The organism is Mesorhizobium sp. M0195, assembly GCF_040322115.1.
GTDB lineage: Bacteria > Pseudomonadota > Alphaproteobacteria > Rhizobiales > Rhizobiaceae > Mesorhizobium.
The window spans coordinates 40,610-58,635 of sequence record NZ_JAMYSV010000023.1 but is presented as its reverse complement, the minus strand read 5'-3'; the positions used below and the strand labels follow the sequence as shown (position 1 = coordinate 58,635).

At 60.1% G+C, this 18,026-nt stretch carries 19 protein-coding genes and 1 pseudogene; 9 read left to right on the top strand and 11 right to left on the bottom strand.

Annotated elements, in window-relative coordinates:
- Positions 1 to 81: 81 nt before the first annotated feature.
- Positions 82 to 570: a LysR family transcriptional regulator gene (locus NKJ12_RS27870; RefSeq protein ID WP_352706487.1), complete on the bottom strand. Its 489-nt coding sequence runs from the start codon at positions 568 to 570 to the stop codon at positions 82 to 84.
- 103 nt (positions 571 to 673) lie between these two features.
- Here NKJ12_RS27870 and NKJ12_RS27865 point away from each other — a divergent pair, with 103 nt between their 5' ends.
- The 7 genes from NKJ12_RS27865 to NKJ12_RS27835 all read left to right on the top strand — a co-directional run bounded on the left by NKJ12_RS27865 (position 674) and on the right by NKJ12_RS27835 (position 7,816).
- Positions 674 to 2,206: an ATP-binding cassette domain-containing protein gene (locus NKJ12_RS27865; protein ID WP_352706485.1), complete on the top strand. Its 1,533-nt coding sequence runs from the start codon at positions 674 to 676 to the stop codon at positions 2,204 to 2,206.
- Positions 2,203 to 3,207 (top strand): ABC transporter permease, encoded by a 1,005-nt coding sequence (locus NKJ12_RS27860; protein WP_352706483.1) that lies wholly within the window; start codon positions 2,203 to 2,205, stop codon positions 3,205 to 3,207. The genes NKJ12_RS27865 and NKJ12_RS27860 overlap by 4 nt, the downstream gene beginning before the upstream one ends.
- Before the next feature lie 22 nt (positions 3,208 to 3,229).
- Positions 3,230 to 4,192 carry a substrate-binding domain-containing protein gene (locus tag NKJ12_RS27855; RefSeq protein ID WP_352706480.1) on the top strand — a complete coding sequence of 321 codons (963 nt, stop codon included), beginning with the start codon at positions 3,230 to 3,232 and terminating at the stop codon, positions 4,190 to 4,192.
- Between the two features lie 64 nt (positions 4,193 to 4,256).
- Positions 4,257 to 5,150 (top strand): amidohydrolase family protein, encoded by an 894-nt coding sequence (locus NKJ12_RS27850; protein ID WP_352706478.1) that lies wholly within the window; start codon positions 4,257 to 4,259, stop codon positions 5,148 to 5,150.
- A 35-nt stretch (positions 5,151 to 5,185) separates the two neighbouring features.
- Entirely contained in the window at positions 5,186 to 5,938 is a 753-nt protein-coding gene (locus NKJ12_RS27845; protein WP_352706476.1) for an SDR family NAD(P)-dependent oxidoreductase, read from the top strand.
- A 19-nt stretch (positions 5,939 to 5,957) separates the two neighbouring features.
- Entirely contained in the window at positions 5,958 to 6,797 is an 840-nt protein-coding gene (locus NKJ12_RS27840; RefSeq protein ID WP_352453734.1) for a transketolase, read from the top strand.
- Positions 6,794 to 7,816: a transketolase family protein gene (locus NKJ12_RS27835; protein ID WP_502905741.1), complete on the top strand. Its 1,023-nt coding sequence runs from the start codon at positions 6,794 to 6,796 to the stop codon at positions 7,814 to 7,816. Before NKJ12_RS27840 ends, NKJ12_RS27835 begins: the two co-directional genes overlap by 4 nt.
- A gap of 145 nt (positions 7,817 to 7,961) precedes the next feature.
- Here NKJ12_RS27835 and NKJ12_RS27830 read toward each other — a convergent pair whose 3' ends face one another.
- The 4 genes and pseudogenes from NKJ12_RS27830 to NKJ12_RS27815 all read right to left on the bottom strand — a co-directional run bounded on the left by NKJ12_RS27830 (position 7,962) and on the right by NKJ12_RS27815 (position 10,362).
- Positions 7,962 to 8,156, bottom strand: a complete 195-nt coding sequence (locus NKJ12_RS27830) for a hypothetical protein (RefSeq protein WP_352706473.1) — start codon at positions 8,154 to 8,156, stop codon at positions 7,962 to 7,964.
- A 968-nt stretch (positions 8,157 to 9,124) separates the two neighbouring features.
- Positions 9,125 to 9,316: pseudogene (locus NKJ12_RS27825) on the bottom strand (diguanylate cyclase domain-containing protein); the annotation flags it as partial.
- A gap of 289 nt (positions 9,317 to 9,605) precedes the next feature.
- A complete protein-coding gene (locus NKJ12_RS27820) occupies positions 9,606 to 9,872 on the bottom strand; it encodes a DNA -binding domain-containing protein (protein ID WP_352706493.1) in 267 nt (88 codons plus the stop codon).
- 358 nt (positions 9,873 to 10,230) lie between these two features.
- Complete coding sequence (locus NKJ12_RS27815; protein ID WP_352706472.1) at positions 10,231 to 10,362, bottom strand: hypothetical protein; 132 nt, start codon at positions 10,360 to 10,362, stop codon at positions 10,231 to 10,233.
- Between the two features lie 97 nt (positions 10,363 to 10,459).
- Between NKJ12_RS27815 and NKJ12_RS27810 the strand changes: the two genes are divergently transcribed.
- Positions 10,460 to 10,924, top strand: coding sequence for a Ros/MucR family transcriptional regulator (locus NKJ12_RS27810; protein WP_352706470.1), 465 nt, complete (start codon positions 10,460 to 10,462; stop codon positions 10,922 to 10,924).
- Between the two features lie 234 nt (positions 10,925 to 11,158).
- On the opposite strand, the gene NKJ12_RS27805 is transcribed toward NKJ12_RS27810, so the two are convergent.
- Both NKJ12_RS27805 and NKJ12_RS27800 read right to left on the bottom strand, forming a co-directional pair.
- A complete protein-coding gene (locus tag NKJ12_RS27805; RefSeq protein ID WP_023749661.1) occupies positions 11,159 to 11,371 on the bottom strand; it encodes a cold-shock protein in 213 nt (70 codons plus the stop codon).
- Between the two features lie 460 nt (positions 11,372 to 11,831).
- Entirely contained in the window at positions 11,832 to 12,167 is a 336-nt protein-coding gene (locus NKJ12_RS27800; RefSeq protein WP_352706468.1) for a hypothetical protein, read from the bottom strand.
- Between the two features lie 333 nt (positions 12,168 to 12,500).
- Here NKJ12_RS27800 and NKJ12_RS27795 point away from each other — a divergent pair, with 333 nt between their 5' ends.
- Entirely contained in the window at positions 12,501 to 12,920 is a 420-nt protein-coding gene (locus NKJ12_RS27795) for a hypothetical protein (RefSeq protein ID WP_352517673.1), read from the top strand.
- Between the two features lie 71 nt (positions 12,921 to 12,991).
- On the opposite strand, the gene NKJ12_RS27790 is transcribed toward NKJ12_RS27795, so the two are convergent.
- From NKJ12_RS27790 to tyrS, 4 genes are all read right to left on the bottom strand, one after another.
- Entirely contained in the window at positions 12,992 to 13,534 is a 543-nt protein-coding gene (locus NKJ12_RS27790) for a DUF309 domain-containing protein (RefSeq protein WP_352706466.1), read from the bottom strand.
- Between the two features lie 439 nt (positions 13,535 to 13,973).
- On the bottom strand, positions 13,974 to 14,360 hold the full coding sequence (locus NKJ12_RS27785; RefSeq protein ID WP_352451796.1) for a hypothetical protein: 387 nt from the start codon (positions 14,358 to 14,360) through the stop codon (positions 13,974 to 13,976).
- A gap of 1,747 nt (positions 14,361 to 16,107) precedes the next feature.
- Positions 16,108 to 16,386 (bottom strand): hypothetical protein, encoded by a 279-nt coding sequence (locus tag NKJ12_RS27780; RefSeq protein ID WP_352451797.1) that lies wholly within the window; start codon positions 16,384 to 16,386, stop codon positions 16,108 to 16,110.
- Between the two features lie 322 nt (positions 16,387 to 16,708).
- The gene (gene tyrS / locus NKJ12_RS27775) at positions 16,709 to 17,968 is read right to left on the bottom strand and encodes a tyrosine--tRNA ligase (RefSeq protein ID WP_352706464.1); all 1,260 of its coding nucleotides are present in this window, start codon (positions 17,966 to 17,968) and stop codon (positions 16,709 to 16,711) included.
- Between the last annotated feature and the right edge of the window lie 58 nt (positions 17,969 to 18,026).

The window sequence follows — 18,026 nt, the reverse complement described above, 5'->3', positions numbered from 1 at the left end:
CCTAACAGCCAGATCGACGATCTCCTGCCCTGGGCCTACATCGACAAGCTCGAGCTCAAGGCCGTGGCCTGAGAACAGCGCTTACAGATCGTTGACGACGCAATCAGAATAAAGGCCGGCCCAGCCGCCGTCGCCATAACGAAGATCGAGATCGATGACCTCCGTTTCGAAATCCGAGAAATTGGGCGTGGCGTCGACGCGCAAATTCCAGCTCGGATAGCCCTTGCTGAACTCGGCCAACCGCGGCGCCAGCCATTTCTCGCCGAAGGAAGGACTGACGCGCAGGCTAAGCTGGAAGCTTTCGCGCTGCCGCACAATGGCATTACGCACCTCGCGTATGGATTCGAAAGCCTGGGTGGTGGTCTGGAAGAGCCGCTCACCGTCGATCGTGAGCGAGAGATGGCGCTTTTCGCGCTGAAAAAGCCGGACCCCGAGTTGGTGTTCGAGCAGCCGCAGCTGCTGGCTAACCGCCGAAGGTGTCACCTGCAATTCCTGCGCGGCCTTTGCCACGCCGCCGAGCCGCGCGACCGCCTCGAAATGCGTCATCGAATTGAACTTGATGTCTGACATCGTCCTCGTCAGTTAAGCTCAGCTACACAGAATATTAAGAAACGAGAATTGAGCCTAATGTCAATCGGTCGCATCATCCTGTGGTCTCGGGAGGAGATGCAGGATGGAACCGGGTTCACCCCAAAGCTTGGGTAGTGCCGGCAATGTGCCGGCAGTTGGACAGGCTTCGACCAGGAAGCCCCTGATCGAGGCTTCCAACGTCAAGAAGAACTACGGCGCAACACGGGTCCTTCGGGGCGTGAGTTTTCAGGTCCGGCCTGGCGAAATCCACGCGCTCCTGGGCGGCAACGGCGCCGGCAAAAGCACCCTGATCCGCATCATCACCGGGCTGATCTCACGCGATGCCGGCGATATTAGCTTCGCCTCGTCGAAGGCCGGCCACACCAGCCCGATCATCGCGGTGGTGCATCAGGAGCTGGCGCTATTGCCCGAGCTGTCGGTCGCGGAAAATATCGGCATTGTGCATGCGAGGTCGGGCTGGTCGCAGATCAGCCGTCGCCGCATGCGCGAAACCGCGCTCGGAGCGCTCCGGCTGATTGACCCAGCGATCGGCGAAGAGATCATCGAGCTGCCGGCACGCAAATTGTCCCTCCACGAAGGCCAGATCGTCGAGATCGCTCGTGCCCTTTCCACCGGAGCCGAAGTGCTGCTTCTCGACGAGCCCACGGCCAATCTCACTGCCGGCGAGACTGCCAAACTCTTCTCGGTGCTGAAGCGGTTGGTGCACGAGGAAGGCATCGGCATCGTCTTTGTTTCTCACCGTATGCGGGAAATCCGCGCGCTCTGCGATGTCTGCACGATCTTGCGCGATGGCGTCACGATCGCGAATGCCACGCCGCTTGCATCGCTCAGCGACGCCGAAATCGTCCAGCAGATGGGCCAACACGCGCAGCGTCCGGCAAGGCACCGCAACCCGCAAAAACACCTCCGACAGGGCATACCAGTCGAACTCCTCGGCCCCGGCGACGTCGGGATAGCGATTTCGTCCGGCACCATCCTGGGACTGGCCGGCGCGCCCGCAGGCCCGACCGGCCTCATTGCTCCCCTGGTGGGCGCCGGACCCGGGGCTGGCTGGCGCCTTTCCGGCGAGGGTTTTGCGGACCGCTTCTCGTCTCCAGCGGCAGCGGCGCGGGCCGGTATCGGCTTTGTTTCGGGCGACCGCGCAACCAAGGGGATCCTTTCGCAGCTGCCCATCGTCGATAACGTGCTTGCAGCACGCAGGGTTCGCGAAAGACGGCGGATCGTGGCCGCAGCCGAGCGGCAGGAATGTCACGATCTCGTTTCAGCGCTGAAGTTGAAAGCCAGCTCGATCTGGGACCTGCCGACCTCGCTGTCCGACGGCAACCAGCAGAAGCTTCTCGTCGCACGGTGGCTTGGGCTGCCGCTCCGGATGGTGGTGCTGGAAGAGCCGACGCGTGGCGTCGACATCGGCACCAAGCATGACATTTACGGTTTGATCCGGGAGATGGCCGACGCTGGCGCGATCATCATCTGGTGGTCGACCGAGAACGTCGAACTGCTCGAGCTTTGCGATGCCATTTTCGCCTTTGACACCGATGGGCGGCCAAAGGGCTTTCTGCCTGAAGAGCACTACACCGAAGGCGGGCTCGCCGAACTGACGGGGATGGCGGCATGACCGACGCAACCAGCGGCACCAAGACCACCAACAAAGGCCGGACCACCACGTCGCGCGTCCCCGCAGTTCTTTTGTCCTACCGCACGGAAGCCGCTATTGCCTCGGCAATCGTCGTCCTGCTGCTGGCCGTCGGCATGTTCGTGCCCGCCGCACTCAGCATGGGCAATGTGCAAAACATCATCCAGGCCGCCGCGCCCCTCATCATCATGTCGCTCGGTGTTTTGCTGGTCGTGGTCACCGGCGGCATCGATCTTTCGGTCGGTTCAGTCTTTTCCCTGACCGGAATGGTGAACGCGCTGGCGATGGCCAGTGGTGCTGATGGACTGACCGCGAGTGCTGCCGGCCTGGCGGTCGGCCTTGTGTTCGGCTCGATCAATGGTCTTCTGGTCACGGTCGTCGGGCTCGCGCCTTTCGTCGTCACGCTCATCACCTACGCGGTGGCGGGCAGCCTTGCCTTCATCGTCACCAATGGGCGTTCGATGCCGATCGGCGCCCCGGGTTTCTGGCTCCTGAATTCCGGCGAGATCGTTGCCGGCATGCCCAACCATCTTCTATTCTGCATCATCCTGATGGTTCTGCTGGAATACGCCTTGCGCAAGGTCGTCCTTGGACGCTGGTTCTACGCCGTCGGCTCATCGGCAATTGCCGCCCGGCTGCTCGGCATTCCGGTTCTGCGCATCAAGTTCGCGGCCTATGTCGCTTCAGGGCTGCTTGCCTCTTTCGCCGGGCTGCTGACCGTCAGCTATATCCTTAACGCCGAAGCCACGGCAGGGGCGAGCCTGATGCTGCAGGCGATAGCCGCCGTCGTCATCGGCGGGGCCAGCCTCTTTGGCGGGACGGGCAGCGCGATCGGCGCTGTGCTTGGCGCGCTGATGATCACCTGCATCCAGAACGGCGTGAACCTCATCGGCGTGAACAGCTTCTGGCAAGGCTCAGTCACCGGCGCCGCGATCCTGCTCGCGGTTCTGATCGACCGCATCAGCAACAAGAACCGACTCTAGATCATCAACGGGAGGAACCAAGATGAAGTTGAAGACCATACTACTTGCAGCGTTGGCGGCGGCCGCCTTGTCCAGCGCATCATACGCGCAGGACAAGAAGACCGTCGCCTACATCGCCCCGTCGCTGGACATCTCCTACTGGCAATGGGTCGGGTACGGCGTGAAGGCGAAGGCCAACGAGCTCGGCATGGATTATGTCGAGTACACCTCGGAAAACTCCCCCGCCAAGCAGATGGACAATGCCCGGACAGCCGTCACCAAAGGCGTCTCGGCCATTGTGATCGGCCCTGTCAGCTCGACCTCGACACCGCCGCTGCTCGACTATCTGGCGAAGCAGAAAGTGCCGATCGCCTTTGCAGGCATCGGGCCGCAGCCCGGCCTTACGAACTATACGTCCTCGGTCACCGCGAACAACTATGAGACCGGCAAGGCGCAGGGGAAGTTCACCTGCGAGCTCGCCAAGGAGCGTGGCGGCAACAAGGTCGGCATGCTGTCCTTGCCGCAGGATCGTGAGAATGCGCAGAAGTACCTCAAGGGCGCCAAGGAGGCGTTCGCGACCGCAGGCTGTGACCTCGTCCAGATGCTGGAGACGCGCGGCCTGACGATCAGCGAAGCCGTCACCCAGGCAAATGACCTCTTGACGGCCAATCCCGACATCAAGGCCATTTACGGCATGTATGACGAAGCCGGCACTGGTGCTGCCAAGGTGGTCGAGACCCGCGGCCTGACCGGCAAGATTGGCATTACCGTCGCCGACGGCTCGCCAACCACGATTGCGCTGCTCAAGAAGGGAGCGATCCAGGGCATCTTTTTCCAGGAGGCGGTGGGCCAAGGCATCGACGGAACCCAACAGGTCTACAACGCACTGACGGGCGCGCCGGTAACCCAGGACCTGGCCTTGGTCATGCCTCTTGTTACGGCCGACAAGGTTGACAGTCCCGAGGCCAAGAAGGTCATCGCCCGCGTCTTTCCCCCGAGCAACTGACCGCCACCCAATGGACCCGCTGGCCAGGCCGGCGGGTCCAGACCTCGAGCAAGGAATCCCGACCGTGGCCGAGCTGCCGTTCATCGATCCGCACCATCATCTTTGGGACCTGGAAACCAATTACTATCCGTGGCTGACCGACGGGGTTAAGCCGTCGGCTTTCGGTGACTACGAGGCGATCCGAAAAAGTTACCTTCTCGATGACTATCTTGAGGACGCCCAAAACCAGAACCTCATAAAATCGGTGCACCTGGATGTGGGGTTCGATCCCAGCGATCCGGTTGGGGAGACGCGCTGGCTGCAGGAGATCGCCGACAAGCGGGGTTTTCCCCACGGCATCGTCGGCTATGCCGACCTGTCCAAACCCGATGTTGGCGAGCTCCTCGACGGCCACATGGAATATCCGAACTTCCGCGGCATTCGGCAGTCGATGAACTACCATCCCGACGCCGCCAAGACCTATCAGGCGCGGCCGGAGGTCAGCCGGACACCCGAATGGCGGCGTGGCTTCCGGGAACTGGCGAAGCGACGGCTGAGTTTCGACCTGCAGCTCTACTACCCACAAATGGGCGAGTTCCTCGAGCTCGCGCGCGACTTTCCCGACGTCCAGATCATTCTCAACCACACCGGCATGCAGGTCGACGGCCCCGAGCATTTTGGCGCCTGGAAAAAGGGCATGCACCAGTTGGCGCAAGCGCCGAACGTCGCCTGCAAGATCTCGGGCCTCGGCATGGGCGACTGGAAATGGACCGTCGCGTCGATCCGTCCCAATGTCGAAGAGGCTATCGCGGCCTTCGGCGTCGGCCGCTGCATGTTCGCGACGAACTTTCCGGTCGACAAGCTGTTCTCGAGCTTCGACGCCATCGTGAACGCCTTCAAGGAGATCACGCGAGGCTACACGCACCAGGAGCGGCTCGCGTTGTTCCACGACAACGCCGCCAGCTACTACCGGCTCTAGATTACCCGCCAGTTGAAATAGCAGGAGACTTTGACATGTTGCTGAAGGGCAAGGCCGTGGTGATTTCAGGGGCCGCGAGCCCTCGGGGGATAGGCCGCTCCACGGCAACGCTGATGGCGGAGCAAGGCGCGCGCATTGCTATTCTTGACCTCGATGAGCAACAGGCCCGTGACGCCGCCGAGTCGCTTGGGCCCGAGCACATTGGCCTCGCCTGTAACGTCGCCGACCTCGATGCGTGCAAGAGGGCTGCTGCCGAAGTGGCCGAAGCCTTCGGCAAGGTCGACGTGCTGTGCAACATTGCCGGGATCACGCAGCCCGCAAAGACACTGGATATCGGCCCGGCTGACTGGGACCGCATCCTCGATGTCAACCTACGCGGCGTGCTCTATCTCAGCCAGGCATTCATCCCGAACATGCGCGAAAATGGCGGCGGCTCGATCATCTGCATGTCGTCAGTTTCGGCCCAGCGCGGCGGCGGCATCTTCGGTGGCCCGCACTATTCGGCTGCCAAGGCGGGTGTTCTGGGGCTTGCCAAGGCCATGGCGCGCGAATTCGGTCCCGAAGGCATCCGCGTCAACTGCATCACACCGGGCCTGATCCAGACCGACATCACCGGCGGCAAACTGACCAACGCCATGCGCGCCGACATCATCAAGGGAATCCCGCTCAGCCGGCTGGGCGAGGCGCGCGACGTAGCCGGCGCCTATCTCTTCCTGGCTTCCGATCTGGCCAGCTACATCACCGGCGCCGTGATCGATGTCAACGGTGGGATGCTAATCCATGGCTGAGTGGACAACGGAGCTTGAGATGCCTCGCGCTGGCAGCAATGTCAGCCTGGCCGAACGAGCCTATCGTATCCGCCGACACGCCGTGCGGATGGGTCAAGTCCAGGGCCAAGGTTATGTCGGACAGGCGCTGGGTGTCGCCGACGTGCTTGCCGTCGCCTATTTCCATGCGCTTCGTTACCGGCCGGAGGACACGTTGTGGGAGGGACGCGACCGCTTCCTGCTGTCGATCGGACACTATGCGATCGCGCTCTACGCGGCTCTGATCGAAGCGGGCGTGCTGCCGGAGGAAGAGCTCGAAACCTATGGCAGCGATGAAAGCCGTATGCCGATGTCCGGCATGGCGCCATACACGCCCGGCATGGAGATCACCGGCGGCTCGCTCGGTCACGGCCTTGGCATTGCCGTTGGCATGTGCATGGGGCTGACGCGCAAGCGAAGCGACAGTTTCGTCTACAATCTTTTGTCCGACGGCGAGCTCGGTGAGGGCTCGACCTGGGAAGCCGCGATGTCGGCCGCCCACCACAAGCTCGACAATCTCATTGCCATTGTCGACTTCAACAATCAGCAGGCCGATGGTCCGTCGACGGCCATGCTCTCCTCCGAACCGGTGACCGACAAGTTCGAGGCGTTCGGCTGGCATGCGCAGCGCGTCGACGGCAACGACATCGAGGCGGTCCGCAAGGCCTTCGACATGGCGCGCGGCCTGAAGGAACCTCGTCCGCGTGTGATCGTTTGCGATACGCGCATGGCCAAGGGTGTGCCATTCCTGGAAACCCGCGACATCACGCATTTCATCCGCGTCGAACCGCACGAATGGACGTTAGCGCTCGAAGCTTTGGAAAAGGGACGTCCGCGTTGAGGTTGTCAAAGTTCGCGCCGCGCCACGCCGCCAATGCCGGTGAGCGCAAGACCACATCGGCGATGATCGCGTCGATCGCGCCCGATGGCGTACCGACACGCAATGCGCCGTTCGGGCACACACTGGCCAGACTGGCGCACCAGCGGCCCGGGATAGTTGGCCTGACGGCGGACCTCGCGAAATACACCGATCTCCATGTCTTCGCACAGGAGCATCCGGACCGCTTCTATCAGATGGGCATGGCGGAGCAGGTGCTGATGAGCGCCGCCGCCGGCCTGGCGCGGGAGGGTTTTACGCCCTTCGCCACCACCTACGCCGTCTTCGCATCGCGACGTGCCTACGATTTCATCTGCATGGCGATCGCCGAGGAGAAACTCAATGTGAAGATCGTCTGCGCCTTACCGGGGCTGACGACCGGCTACGGCCCCAGCCACCAGGCGACGGAGGACATCGCGATCTTCCGCGGGATGCCGAACCTGACGATCATCGACCCTTGCGACGCGCTCGACATCGAACAGGCCACGGAGGCGATCGCGGACTACAACGGGCCGGTCTACATGCGGCTTTCGCGCGGTAAGGTTCCTGTCGTGCTCGACGAAGACGACTATACATTTGAAATCGGCAAGGCGCGAATGCTGCGCGAGGGTGAGGATGTGCTGTTCATTTCAAGCGGCCTGATGACCATGCGCGCGCTGGAGGCGGCGAAGGCGCTTGAAGCCGACAGGATCGGCTGCGCCGTTCTGCATGTTCCGACGATCAAACCTCTGGATACGGAGGCGATACTCGCTGCCGCGCGCCGTTCGGGACGGCTGGTGGTGGCGGCGGAGAACCACACCATCATCGGTGGGCTGGGCGAAGGTGTCGCCGCGCTGCTGATGCGGGAGGGAGTGGCCCCAGTCTTTCGGCAGATCGCCCTGCCCGACGAGTTCCTCGACGCTGGCGCGCTGCCGACGCTTCACGATCGCTACGGGATCTCAACTTCCGAGCTCGTGCGCCGCGTCCGCATTTGGAGCGAATGAGAAGCAAGAGCTCTCCCCATGCAACGGTTGAGCCATCGACTTGAACTGTGAGCTGGCTAACCCCGCCGCGGTTGTCGCGCTCGTCACCCCGGCCTAACGATTGTGCAGCGTTGTGGACTGAGAACCTGGGCTTCCCTAATGCCTGTCAATCTGCACATCCTGCCCGGTACTGATTGACCACCGGCCTCCTGTTCAGATGCGCAAGTTTCGGGATGTTGGCTCGTCTGTCCTTCGCGGCATATGGACCGACGCGCGGCTCGCCTGTTCTCGGAATGGGTGTCACGACACCGGTTTGATCGAAGGTGAGATGACCCAAGCCTACCAGTTCATCGGCGGCCATCTGTGGACGATCCCCATCTTCCTACTCCGGTACCATGCAGGGGTGGAAAGCTCATCGATCTGGCTCGCGATCCGGCTCGCGTTCGTGAGGTTTCCCTGCGCCACCGATCGCCGGGCTGAAGCGTCAGGATATCGGCGAAGACGCGGCATCCTTGAGCGTCCAGCTTGGGCGCGAGCCAAAGAGTAAATTCGGATCGCATCAATGTTACGATCGCAAGCGGTGACACTCGGTCCGCAGGCCCAACTTTGACCAATCGCGGCCGGGCGCCAATTCTTTCACCACAGGTCCGCGCGAGCGCGCGCATGCAGTGCCTCCCAGCATTTGTCGGCCGGCGAGCAACCAATTTGCGCTGCAGTGGATGACATTTAGTTGGCCAATCTGCTTGCGGTGATCGATGCGGGGGCAGCATTGTTGGGATTTGCACGAAGTCCGCGTCGCACTGAGCCGGCATCAGCCGCCCCGATCTCGCCAAGCAACAGGACAAGGGCCGCACCTAACCCAAGGCCACCGAAGCGGCACGGACGTTCAGTCGATGTTTACCATTCGATATTATCTTTCGCGAAGCGGCAAGGTTCTGAGTACCGCGCAAGTCAAAGGGCCTGCTCCAGACAATGGGGCGGGCCTTTTTGCGTCACTTAGGGGAACGGACTCCAACGAATTGCCGGTTACCTGAAAAATGGGCCGCAGGCTGTGACACGTGGAGCGTGGCCGGGTTGTTGGTGCATCCGCGATCGGTTGGAAGGCAGGTCCCATTCACGCGATACTCTGCCAGCGTCAGGGCTGGGCCAAGGGTAGGTTAGGCGTCACGACCCGCAACATGGCGGCTTCATAGTCGAACGAAACACGATTTCGTCCATGTTGTTTCGCTTCAAAAAGGCACCGTCCGGCAGTGCGAAGGACGTCCTGAGCATCTGCATTGGAGAGATTTCCGCGCCTCCAATGCTGACAGTCACTTTCACGCCGTCCTGTTACCCTTTCGCCATGGGACTCGCCTCGACAAGACGGCGTATGTTTTCCGCAATTGTACCTGCCTGCTCTATGCGCACGTCGCGTAACAAGACCCCAAACTCTTGTCCGCCAAGACGGCCGGTCGAGTCTCCTGGGCGTGTTAGATACACGATCGCCTTTGCAATTCGAACCAAAGCCTGGTCACCTTTGGAATATCCGTGTTTTGTCGTTGATTAGGAGAAGTGATCCGGATCGATCAGGAGCAGTGTGTCGCATTCGCCTTCGTCCGGTCGGGCGTGGTTGACCTCGTGTTGCTGTCGTCCAGCGTGGCGGGTCTGGTGCTCGCACCGGTCGCCGGCCATCTGTCGATCGTCATGATGGAGCAAGAACTGAGGTCTTTCAATTTGAACCTAATTCCTGCAGCCCCGACCGTCAGACCCCTCTTGTCGCGGACGCCGTAACCACATCTGACAAGCGGAGCGTGTCGCCGCCTGTTCGCCCTCATCCGACGAACAATTCCTTGTAACCGGTCGTCACCATCCAGTTCGCCCGATCGAGATGGCTTCGCACAGTTTTCCGGGCCCGCTCCGGCTCTTGCACCGGATCGATGCCGAGGATGACCTGCGCCATCTCCTCATAGCTTGCCTCGTCGGCACCTGCATCCAGGAGCCTCAGGTAGGTCGTGAAGTGCTGACGGTCGTAGCTGGTCAGGCTGTCAGACCAGGGCACTTCTTCTTTAAGACCTGGTTTAACGTCTGGATATTTCATCATGATATCGGGCTCCGGAAGTAAGTGATCGAAGAGCGATTGTTTCTTTTCGACAGCCTAACCAAGCGGATGGGAAACCTCGTAGCTAAGACAACATCGAGATCATGACCCGCAAGCGCCCGCTCGAGGCGATATGCGCATCTTCTGAGCGGTTCGACCCAAGTTAGGGATGAATTGCAAAAAGCTCAAGACCGTGCGGCGCGCACATCGGGTTTCGCATTGTTGGCCATCAAGGTCGTTTGTGACCACAGGATTAACAGGCAACCTTGTGCTTGAATTACCGCGATGGTCAGCATCGGTTCAACCACCGTATTCGAGTTCGTAGCGCCCGCCGAGGGCGCGCTGGCCGGGGCGCAGGTCAAATCGAAAGTCGAGAACCGAAGCCTACGCAAAGCATCTTTGGCGCTTCGTTTTGCCCGGCCGACAGCGCGCAGATCAACACGCGCACGACGGCGGATGCAGCGCTATGGTCCTCGGTGCCGACGAGCATCGCGATAGTCCTGCCGGGCTGTATTTGCTTTCAGCGACAACCGCCACTATGAAGCAACATTTCGCCGACTGTGTTTCAAGCTGCCCGGAGAATTTTCATGACAGAAGAAGCCGCAAAAAACATTGACACCCTCATCGAGCTCACCGCCGATGTCGTCTCAGCCTATATCTCCAACAACCCGGTCCCGGTGGGGGATCTCCCTGCCCTGATCGGCCAAGTGCACGCGGCGCTGAAAGGCACGGCCGCAGGCGTCACCGCACAAAAGCCGGTTGCGCTTATGCCTGCTGTCCCAATCAGGAAGTCGGTGACACCGGACTACATCATCTCCCTTGAGGACGGGAAGAAATTCAAATCGCTAAAGCGCCATTTGTCGATCCACCATGGCCTGACGCCGGATGAATATCGCGCCAAATGGGGCCTGCCGGCAGATTATCCTATGGTCGCGCCGAATTATGCTGCCGCGCGCTCGGCATTGGCCAAGACGATGGGACTCGGCCGCAAACCGAAAGAGCCGGAAACGCCGGCGCCGACGAACCGGACCCGCAAGAAGGTCGCAGCTTGATTTCAGCGTTCGAGGTTCGTTCTGGAGCGCGCAGCTGCCGTCGGCATCTGCGCGGAATACGAGAAGGCGGGGACAGCCGCCTTCAACTGCAAACATTCTTGTCTCACAAGAAGCGCGTCCGCTTGCAGCAATCTGCTGCGCCGAGCCCTATTCTCGCCCGCTCTTGTCGAGCGGCCGTCAGTACATCCGGACTTGCCGCGTACTTCCGGCTCTTGCCGGGGGGCAGGAGAAAAATCAGCCAGCTTTGCTGAGGCTGCCAGCAGAGGACTTGCCAGTGCGGCGGTCCTGTTCGATCTCATAGTTGATCTTCTGGCCGTCAGCGAGGGTCGAGAGGCCCGCGCGTTCGACAGCGGAAATGTGGACGAAAACGTCCTGACCACCATTGTCGGGCTGGATAAATCCAAACCCCTTGGTGCTGTTGAACCACTTCACGGTTCCAGTCGCCATATGCGTATTCCTTGTAAAGTTCGCAAACGTTCTGGTTCGGCGATCATGCCGGGCCGGTTCATAGTATAACGCAGCAAATGCGAAAGACCGCAAGGCCCGGAGCGACACGCCGTGGTAAGCGCATCGTGCAGCCAGTGGACTGGCGGCGATCAAGCGGCAGTCGCAAAGGCAGACGAAACTCACGCACCACGTGGTGAACCTTGCAACGAGGAGTCGGGGGCCGGCACCTCGTACGATCGCCATCGTCAAGAGGATCGAAGCGTTAATCACTCCGGCCAGCGCGGATGCGATCGATCAGGCGAGCGTTTTGCTGGATCAGTTCAAAGGTGAGTCAGGACAACCGCCCAAGCGATCGACGACTTCCTGCTTGATCTGATGACCCTAGTGGTTGTTGTAGAAAACACCCGCAAGAGGCTCTACAATCCGGCGAGGCAGTTGGCGCGCGTGAGATTGACCAGGATCAGGCCGTTCTAGGCTGATTAGAGCGCCCACTCTCGCGAAGAAGGGGGCCGATCTGATCATCGACAAAATCGAGCGCAGCAAAGCTGACCCGTTCTGTGGGTGATCGCTGCTGCGATTCCTCCGCACCACCCAGCGTCTGGATCAACGACAACGAGGGCTGCGGAACAAGCCTGGTCAGCGCCACCTCTTGCGACTTCGCAACCCACACTAAGGGTTGATCGGTGGAGGAAAGCCGATGCATGTGCAGCAAGTGCAGCTTTGGGATTGCCGAGCGCTTGCGAGTGCAATCTGTGCCCGGCCACCCAGACATCCGCATGCGGACCATCAGCAGCATAATCAGTCGCAGGTGGCCGATTGCAAAAATGCGTTGGACGGGTCCGATTTACTCGGGAACATGCGAGCATGGAAAAGTGGCGGCCATCTTCATTGCATCTTGAACATTTTGCGGCTTCGCGATGGGCCTACTTATGGCGGTCATGCTGACGGCAAGACAACAGATCGGGAGCCTGGGCCTAAACACCTAGGCTCCGGCGGTGAGCCGCTTCAGTCGTGGCATGGACGATTTCACGGTCTTCGAAAACCGTTGGAAAATGCGTGGGCGGGTGGACGAAAGCGTGCGATCGGCCTAGACGACATTTCGCACGCTCCCAAATCCGCCGAGAGCACTATGAAGCAGCAGCGACCTTTTGTCGTCGAGATCAAACAGAAGCGTGGGCTCATGAAGCGGCCACAGTCAATCTGGGGCGGCATCGACCTGGCCGCCATCGCGAACGATATCGCGGAAGCGAAGACTGAAGGTGCGATCGCTGAAGTGCCGATTTTTCCTTGTGAAGATATCCGTTCTCGGCCCATGGCCGCCGTTGGTGAAGCGGTACCCGACGGCAAGGAGGTGATCATGCCCGACGGATCGCTTCCTAAGCAGCCGACGGTTGAGAAAGCGCCGGTTCCGAAGGCATCGAACCCACCGACTGAAGACAGACGGACCCGCCAGAAAAAGCGGCGGCAGAAAGATGTTGCTTTGCCGAGAGGTGAACGATGGAAGCGGCGCCTGCCATGGGTGCTCCGCCAGCGCCGGGCTGTGCCGTAGGTCAACCGCACCAGGATTGAAGCTGCCCTTGTCGAACTGTCCATGACACGGGCCGGCAGTGCACTTGCCTATCAGACGCACTCGGATTTAGGGGCGAGAATGAAATCGAAAACGGGCTCAGGCTGGCCAGGCATCGGCTCTCGCAAAACAGCTGGGAAAGTTGTGGCCGTTTCGGCGTGTACCGCGAGCTTGGCAGGTGTCATTCCGAGTGCGGCCTCAAAGGGCCGGCTCGGCAGAGGCGCCACCCGACGAAAAAGCGCTGCAGCTCTCGCCGCATGGCGCGCGGCAGCGACCCGCTTTCCCTCGCGGATTTTCACCCCGGCCGCCGCCAACAGGATCAATCCCTTGAACAAAAGGCGATGCTGAGTGCCTTGTTTCGCAGCGTGCCAAAGAGGCTCCCAAGCCTCATGGGCTTCCCAGTAATAACCGTGATTGAACAGGTCGATACCCCATCGGAACCCGTTTGAGCTGAGTGATTCCTCGACGGCAACAACGGTCACCGGGTCGCTTTGGTAACTGTGACCCAGCGGGTCGCGAACCGGATGCGGATGTTTGCCAGGCAGGTATGCGTAGCCCGGGAAATTCTTTTCGGGTAGCAAGCGACGACGTGACATCGACCCCAGCAATCATGAAAGCACGTCGATGACAATTCATGTCCTATGGAATCTGATGGGACACCGCCTGCATTGGCTGCTGGGTCCTTCCATCCCTGAGATTTCAGCCTCCGCCGTACACGCACGACGCCGGACGTCTTCGGTGGCAGACGCCGATAGCGCTTGACCGTCTTGAAGCCCGACTACTCGCGCACCGAAGACTGACGCTGCTTCTGCGAGCAGCAGCCCGGTCGCAAGGCCGAAGACGACCCCAAGGTAGTTCGGATCGATCTCCGCCCGGAGCCAGTCGCGCCGGCGTTCAACGTGAGCAGTTTGATGACGGGAACGAAGCTGGGTCTCACTGCGGAGCGGCTGCTGCTGGCGGGGATTCGCGCGCTGGTGCCTCATCGCCGCCGCGCCATCTGCTTAGCCCGCAAGGTAGGAAGCGGCGCTCAGCCGGCTAGAACCGGGCGAAGTGACCAGAGCTCCGAAGTTTGGCTAGCAGGATGATGGCCGTTCCGCGGTGGTCAACCCTCGCTTGCTCACGCAGCGGAGACGCATCCCAGGCAGCCAATTCTGCCACCAAAAGGGCGGTGTCCCCGTTTACCGATGCGCATCTAAGTTGTCCGTACTTGTCCATCACGATTATTGCTGTGCCGGTGACGCCATATCCAATCGCGGCCATCCGCTGAACGCAAATATCGCCGTCGACACGAACATCGAAAAGAACCGATCCTGCGGTTTTCTCCGCAGCGTCAGCCACACGATCACAGAACGGCCGATGCAGGCCTTCGATATTGCCGAGTGACTGCTCAAACAACGCCAATTCAACATGCTGCGCCACCATGGCTGCAAAATGCGCGCCGGCTGGCACAATCGACAATAGGCCAGGGCTGACTATCCACGCACCAATCGCCCTCCCGATGCCTACATCGCAACTGCGCTCTTGGCGGGCGCTACTTCGCTTGTCCGCGGCATGCCCAAGCCGTTGGAGCGCTCCTCGAACAGATTGCCCATAACATCACAGCCCAAGATGGCCAATAGGACGAACGACCTTGTAATATCGCTTCATTCGTCCTCCCGAGCGCCGCGCTTCTTTTCCACAAGCGTTTCGGCTTGCCGGAAATTAGGAATCCGTATGCCTTTTCGGTTGGGTGTTGGCAGGAAGACTTATGCGCGGGCGAGGATGGATCAAGGCGTTGCGTCAGGACGACGCTCGGCAAGTGCGTGCGCATTGCGGAACTGGAGCGCGATCTCATGGCGACCAAATGAGGAGTCTCGGAATTATTCTTGGACGATTTCGCGAGTCACATTCTTCCTGCCAGTCGAACCGGCAGATTGCGAATTCAGTGGCGAGTATATGTCCGCGATTTAGCGGAACGACTGTCCCGTTTTTGCGAAATGCGCACTCACTCAGCGGAGACGCATTCCACGCAGCCAATTCCGCCACCAAAAGGGCGGTGTCCCCGTTTACCGACGCGCATCTAAGTTCTCCGTTGTTCCCCAACACGATTATTGCTGTGCCTGTTACCTCAATCGACCGTTCTGCGATCGTGTGGCTGACGCTGCGGAAAAAACCGCAGGGTCGGTTCTGTTCGATGTTCGCGTCGACGGCGATAGCTGCGTTCAGCGGATGGCTGCGATTGGATTTGGCGTTTAAATCCTAACGGGATTCAATAATCCCTGTGGGACGGCACGTCCTGTGTCCTGCAGCGCGTTGTTGAGCGCATGGCCCATATAGCGGATTGATGATGGTGAAGGCCTCGGGCTCTCCTCGGCTCCGGCACCGGCACGGAACGTGTCGGCCGGCACCGCAAAGGGCGTTCGGCCGGCCGGAGAGAGGTCGAGGCAGCAAGCATTCCCAGTGGGGAAGTCAGGCTGTTTGGCTGTCGCATCCACGAAAGGTCGCGCCACAGAAACTTGATTGCCAGTCAAATTTTGTTTTCTCGACGCTTCACGAATTAGCATTGGATGCTTCGCTGTTGGGCGTGAAGGAAGATAGGCTGGGGATGGCGCGGCCCGAGCGAACCCACAAAGCCTTCACACGATGCAGATAAGGCACGGGACCTCGTCGAAAGTGTCGACAGGCTGGCTGGCGTTGCTCATGACTGAGCGGAAATAGAGCACGGCAAGACGGTGGAGACCATCGCGCTCGACAACAAGAACAATTCTCCAGAGGCGATCATCATTATCGATCCGGCGGTCGGGAGGCCTGGTCGGCTTAGCGGGGCTACGACGATGCGACATCCAACAGATATGCGGCATGACTCGGTCAAGGTCGGTGCTGGAATTGCCGCCCGAAAATGGAGTCTTCGCCCAGGAATCGAGCCGCCATCGCGGACGTTGCACCGAAGCAGAGCCGGCACTGTCTCAAGTCCGGATGGCGAACTGCGCAGCCGATGAAAGCTGCGGCAGTTGGGGACGCGTACAAGCCGTATATGATGACGACATTCGGGGCGCCACGGAGGCGTTCCGCGTTCCTATCGCTCGAACCATGGCCATCGACGAATACGATAGGCCATCAGGTCCGCCGCGCCTTAGCGATAGATGAGTCGCAGCTTCGCCGTGCATAGCGTGATCGCGGAAGTTTGCATTTACGCGCTCCCGTCCGTTTCATTCTCCTCATCGATTTCGCGCACGGGCAGATAGGCGTTCGTTTCCAACCATTCCCGCAGCACGATCTGAATGAGGTCCGCCCGGCCGATTTCCATTTCGGCAGCAATGGCGTTGAGAGCGTCCTCGGTGGCCGGTTCCAGCGGCACGCCGGCGACGTTTCTGAGCATCAATGCCGCGCGCCGCAAGATGATCTGCAGATCCGCGCGCGAAACGTGTGTCGCTTGGCAGTTAATTAGTAAGCGCGAATTTCCCCGCACCTTTTACTGTTGAGTGCTCTGATGCATGAGGCGTCACCAAAATAGGTGGACACCTTGTGTGCGGTCGCCGTCAATGCCGATCACATCAAAGGAAACGGCCCGCCCATTGCCGCATGGATGCGTGACAATGCTGCTCGACCTCCTACATGTTAATGCATCACGCAATATAGTAGCCAATCACCCACCCGGCCAGTTTGCTGCCTTTGCCCGGCTCTAACTACCCCCTGAGGAATGTCTCTCGACAGTCCTCAGGGAACTCGACGCGAATGTCTGCAATATCCGCTAAGCGGGCAGTATTTCTGCGACAGCATTTGCTGAAACCCTACTTTACAACAGTGTGGCGCTTCCGGCCGAGCGAAAGCCGGATCGGGAGGTCTTGGGACGATATCATTGTATCAACCTCGACGACGTTGCCGTTGATCCGCACACCTCGTCCCGAGATCGCCCTTCGCGCTTCCCCTTTGGAGGAGGTCAATCCGGCGCGTACCAGCAAATCCACAAGGGCTACTCCGGCCAAGCCCTCGGCGTCATTTAGATGAAGCGTCGGTAGCCCCTCTGCGGCTTCGCCCTGCCCAAATGCTTGGCTAGCCGTGGCCTCCGCCTGTTTGGCGGCGTTAGTTCCATGTGCCAGGGCGGTAGCTTCGTTGGCCAGACGTTCTTTGACGGCGTTTAGCTCGGTTCCTTCAGCCTGTCCAAATCGCTCGATCTCGTCCATCGGCAGATCGGTGAAAAGCTTCAGGAACCGAACGACATCAGCGTCTTCCGTGTTACGCCAGAATTGCCAGTAATCGTATGGCGAAAGGCGATCTTCGTTGAGCCACACAGCTCCGGCAGCCGTCTTACCCATCTTGACACCTGAAGAAGTCGTCAGAAGCGGCGTAGTCACTCCGAAGACTTCCTTTCCATCCGTCCGCCGTGTCAAGTCGATGCCATTGATGATGTTCCCCCACTGGTCGGCTCCACCCATCTGCAGACGGCAACCGGTCCGGCGGGATAGCTCAACGAAGTCGAACGCTTGGAGGATCATGTAGTTGAATTCTAAGAAGCTCAGGTTCTCCTGCTTTTCCAGCCGCGACTTCACACTGTCGAAAGAGAGCATCCGATTGACGGAGAAATGCCTGCCGACGTCTCTCAGCATGTCGATCCAACGAATGCTGTCCAGCCAGTCGGCATTGTTCACCATCACGGCATCCGTCGGGCCGTCTCCGAAGACAAGGAGACGGTCAAAGACCTTTCTGATCCCTTCAATGTTGGCGGCGATCCGCTCGTCCGTCAGCATCGGCCGCGCCTCCGAACGGAAGCTGGGATCGCCGATGCGGGTGGTCCCACCCCCAATGAGAACGATGGGTTTATGGCCAGTCTGCTGAAGATGACGAAGCGCCATGATCAGAAGAAGATGGCCGACATGAAGACTGTCAGCCGTCGCATCGAAACCACCGTAAGCGGGTACGATGCCTGCTTCAAAGGCGGCATCGACACCCGGCAGGTCGGTCCCTTGATTTACATAGCCGCGCTCAATGAGCGTCTTCAAAGCCGCCGAACATGGTTCGGAATGACCGGTTGATAAATCGGGAAGTGCCATATAGGGAATCCTCCTGGTATTGCCGCCAGGGGGTCCTCTCAATGAACAAAGCCGCCTG

Coding starts and splice junctions, on each gene's coding strand:
- NKJ12_RS27870 (WP_352706487.1), bottom strand. CDS start 570: ATGTCAGACATCAAGTTCAATTCGATGACGCATTTCGAGGCGGTCGCG.
- NKJ12_RS27865 (WP_352706485.1), top strand. CDS start 674: ATGGAACCGGGTTCACCCCAAAGCTTGGGTAGTGCCGGCAATGTGCCG.
- NKJ12_RS27860 (WP_352706483.1), top strand. CDS start 2,203: ATGACCGACGCAACCAGCGGCACCAAGACCACCAACAAAGGCCGGACC.
- NKJ12_RS27855 (WP_352706480.1), top strand. CDS start 3,230: ATGAAGTTGAAGACCATACTACTTGCAGCGTTGGCGGCGGCCGCCTTG.
- NKJ12_RS27845 (WP_352706476.1), top strand. CDS start 5,186: ATGTTGCTGAAGGGCAAGGCCGTGGTGATTTCAGGGGCCGCGAGCCCT.
- NKJ12_RS27840 (WP_352453734.1), top strand. CDS start 5,958: ATGCCTCGCGCTGGCAGCAATGTCAGCCTGGCCGAACGAGCCTATCGT.
- NKJ12_RS27830 (WP_352706473.1), bottom strand. CDS start 8,156: ATGGCCGCCGATGAACTGGTAGGCTTGGGTCATCTCACCTTCGATCAA.
- NKJ12_RS27820 (WP_352706493.1), bottom strand. CDS start 9,872: ATGAAATATCCAGACGTTAAACCAGGTCTTAAAGAAGAAGTGCCCTGG.
- NKJ12_RS27815 (WP_352706472.1), bottom strand. CDS start 10,362: ATGCTCGTCGGCACCGAGGACCATAGCGCTGCATCCGCCGTCGTGCGC.
- NKJ12_RS27810 (WP_352706470.1), top strand. CDS start 10,460: ATGACAGAAGAAGCCGCAAAAAACATTGACACCCTCATCGAGCTCACC.
- NKJ12_RS27805 (WP_023749661.1), bottom strand. CDS start 11,371: ATGGCGACTGGAACCGTGAAGTGGTTCAACAGCACCAAGGGGTTTGGA.
- NKJ12_RS27800 (WP_352706468.1), bottom strand. CDS start 12,167: ATGCTGCTGATGGTCCGCATGCGGATGTCTGGGTGGCCGGGCACAGAT.
- NKJ12_RS27795 (WP_352517673.1), top strand. CDS start 12,501: ATGAAGCAGCAGCGACCTTTTGTCGTCGAGATCAAACAGAAGCGTGGG.
- NKJ12_RS27790 (WP_352706466.1), bottom strand. CDS start 13,534: ATGTCACGTCGTCGCTTGCTACCCGAAAAGAATTTCCCGGGCTACGCA.
- NKJ12_RS27785 (WP_352451796.1), bottom strand. CDS start 14,360: ATGGTGGCGCAGCATGTTGAATTGGCGTTGTTTGAGCAGTCACTCGGC.
- tyrS (WP_352706464.1), bottom strand. CDS start 17,968: ATGGCACTTCCCGATTTATCAACCGGTCATTCCGAACCATGTTCGGCG.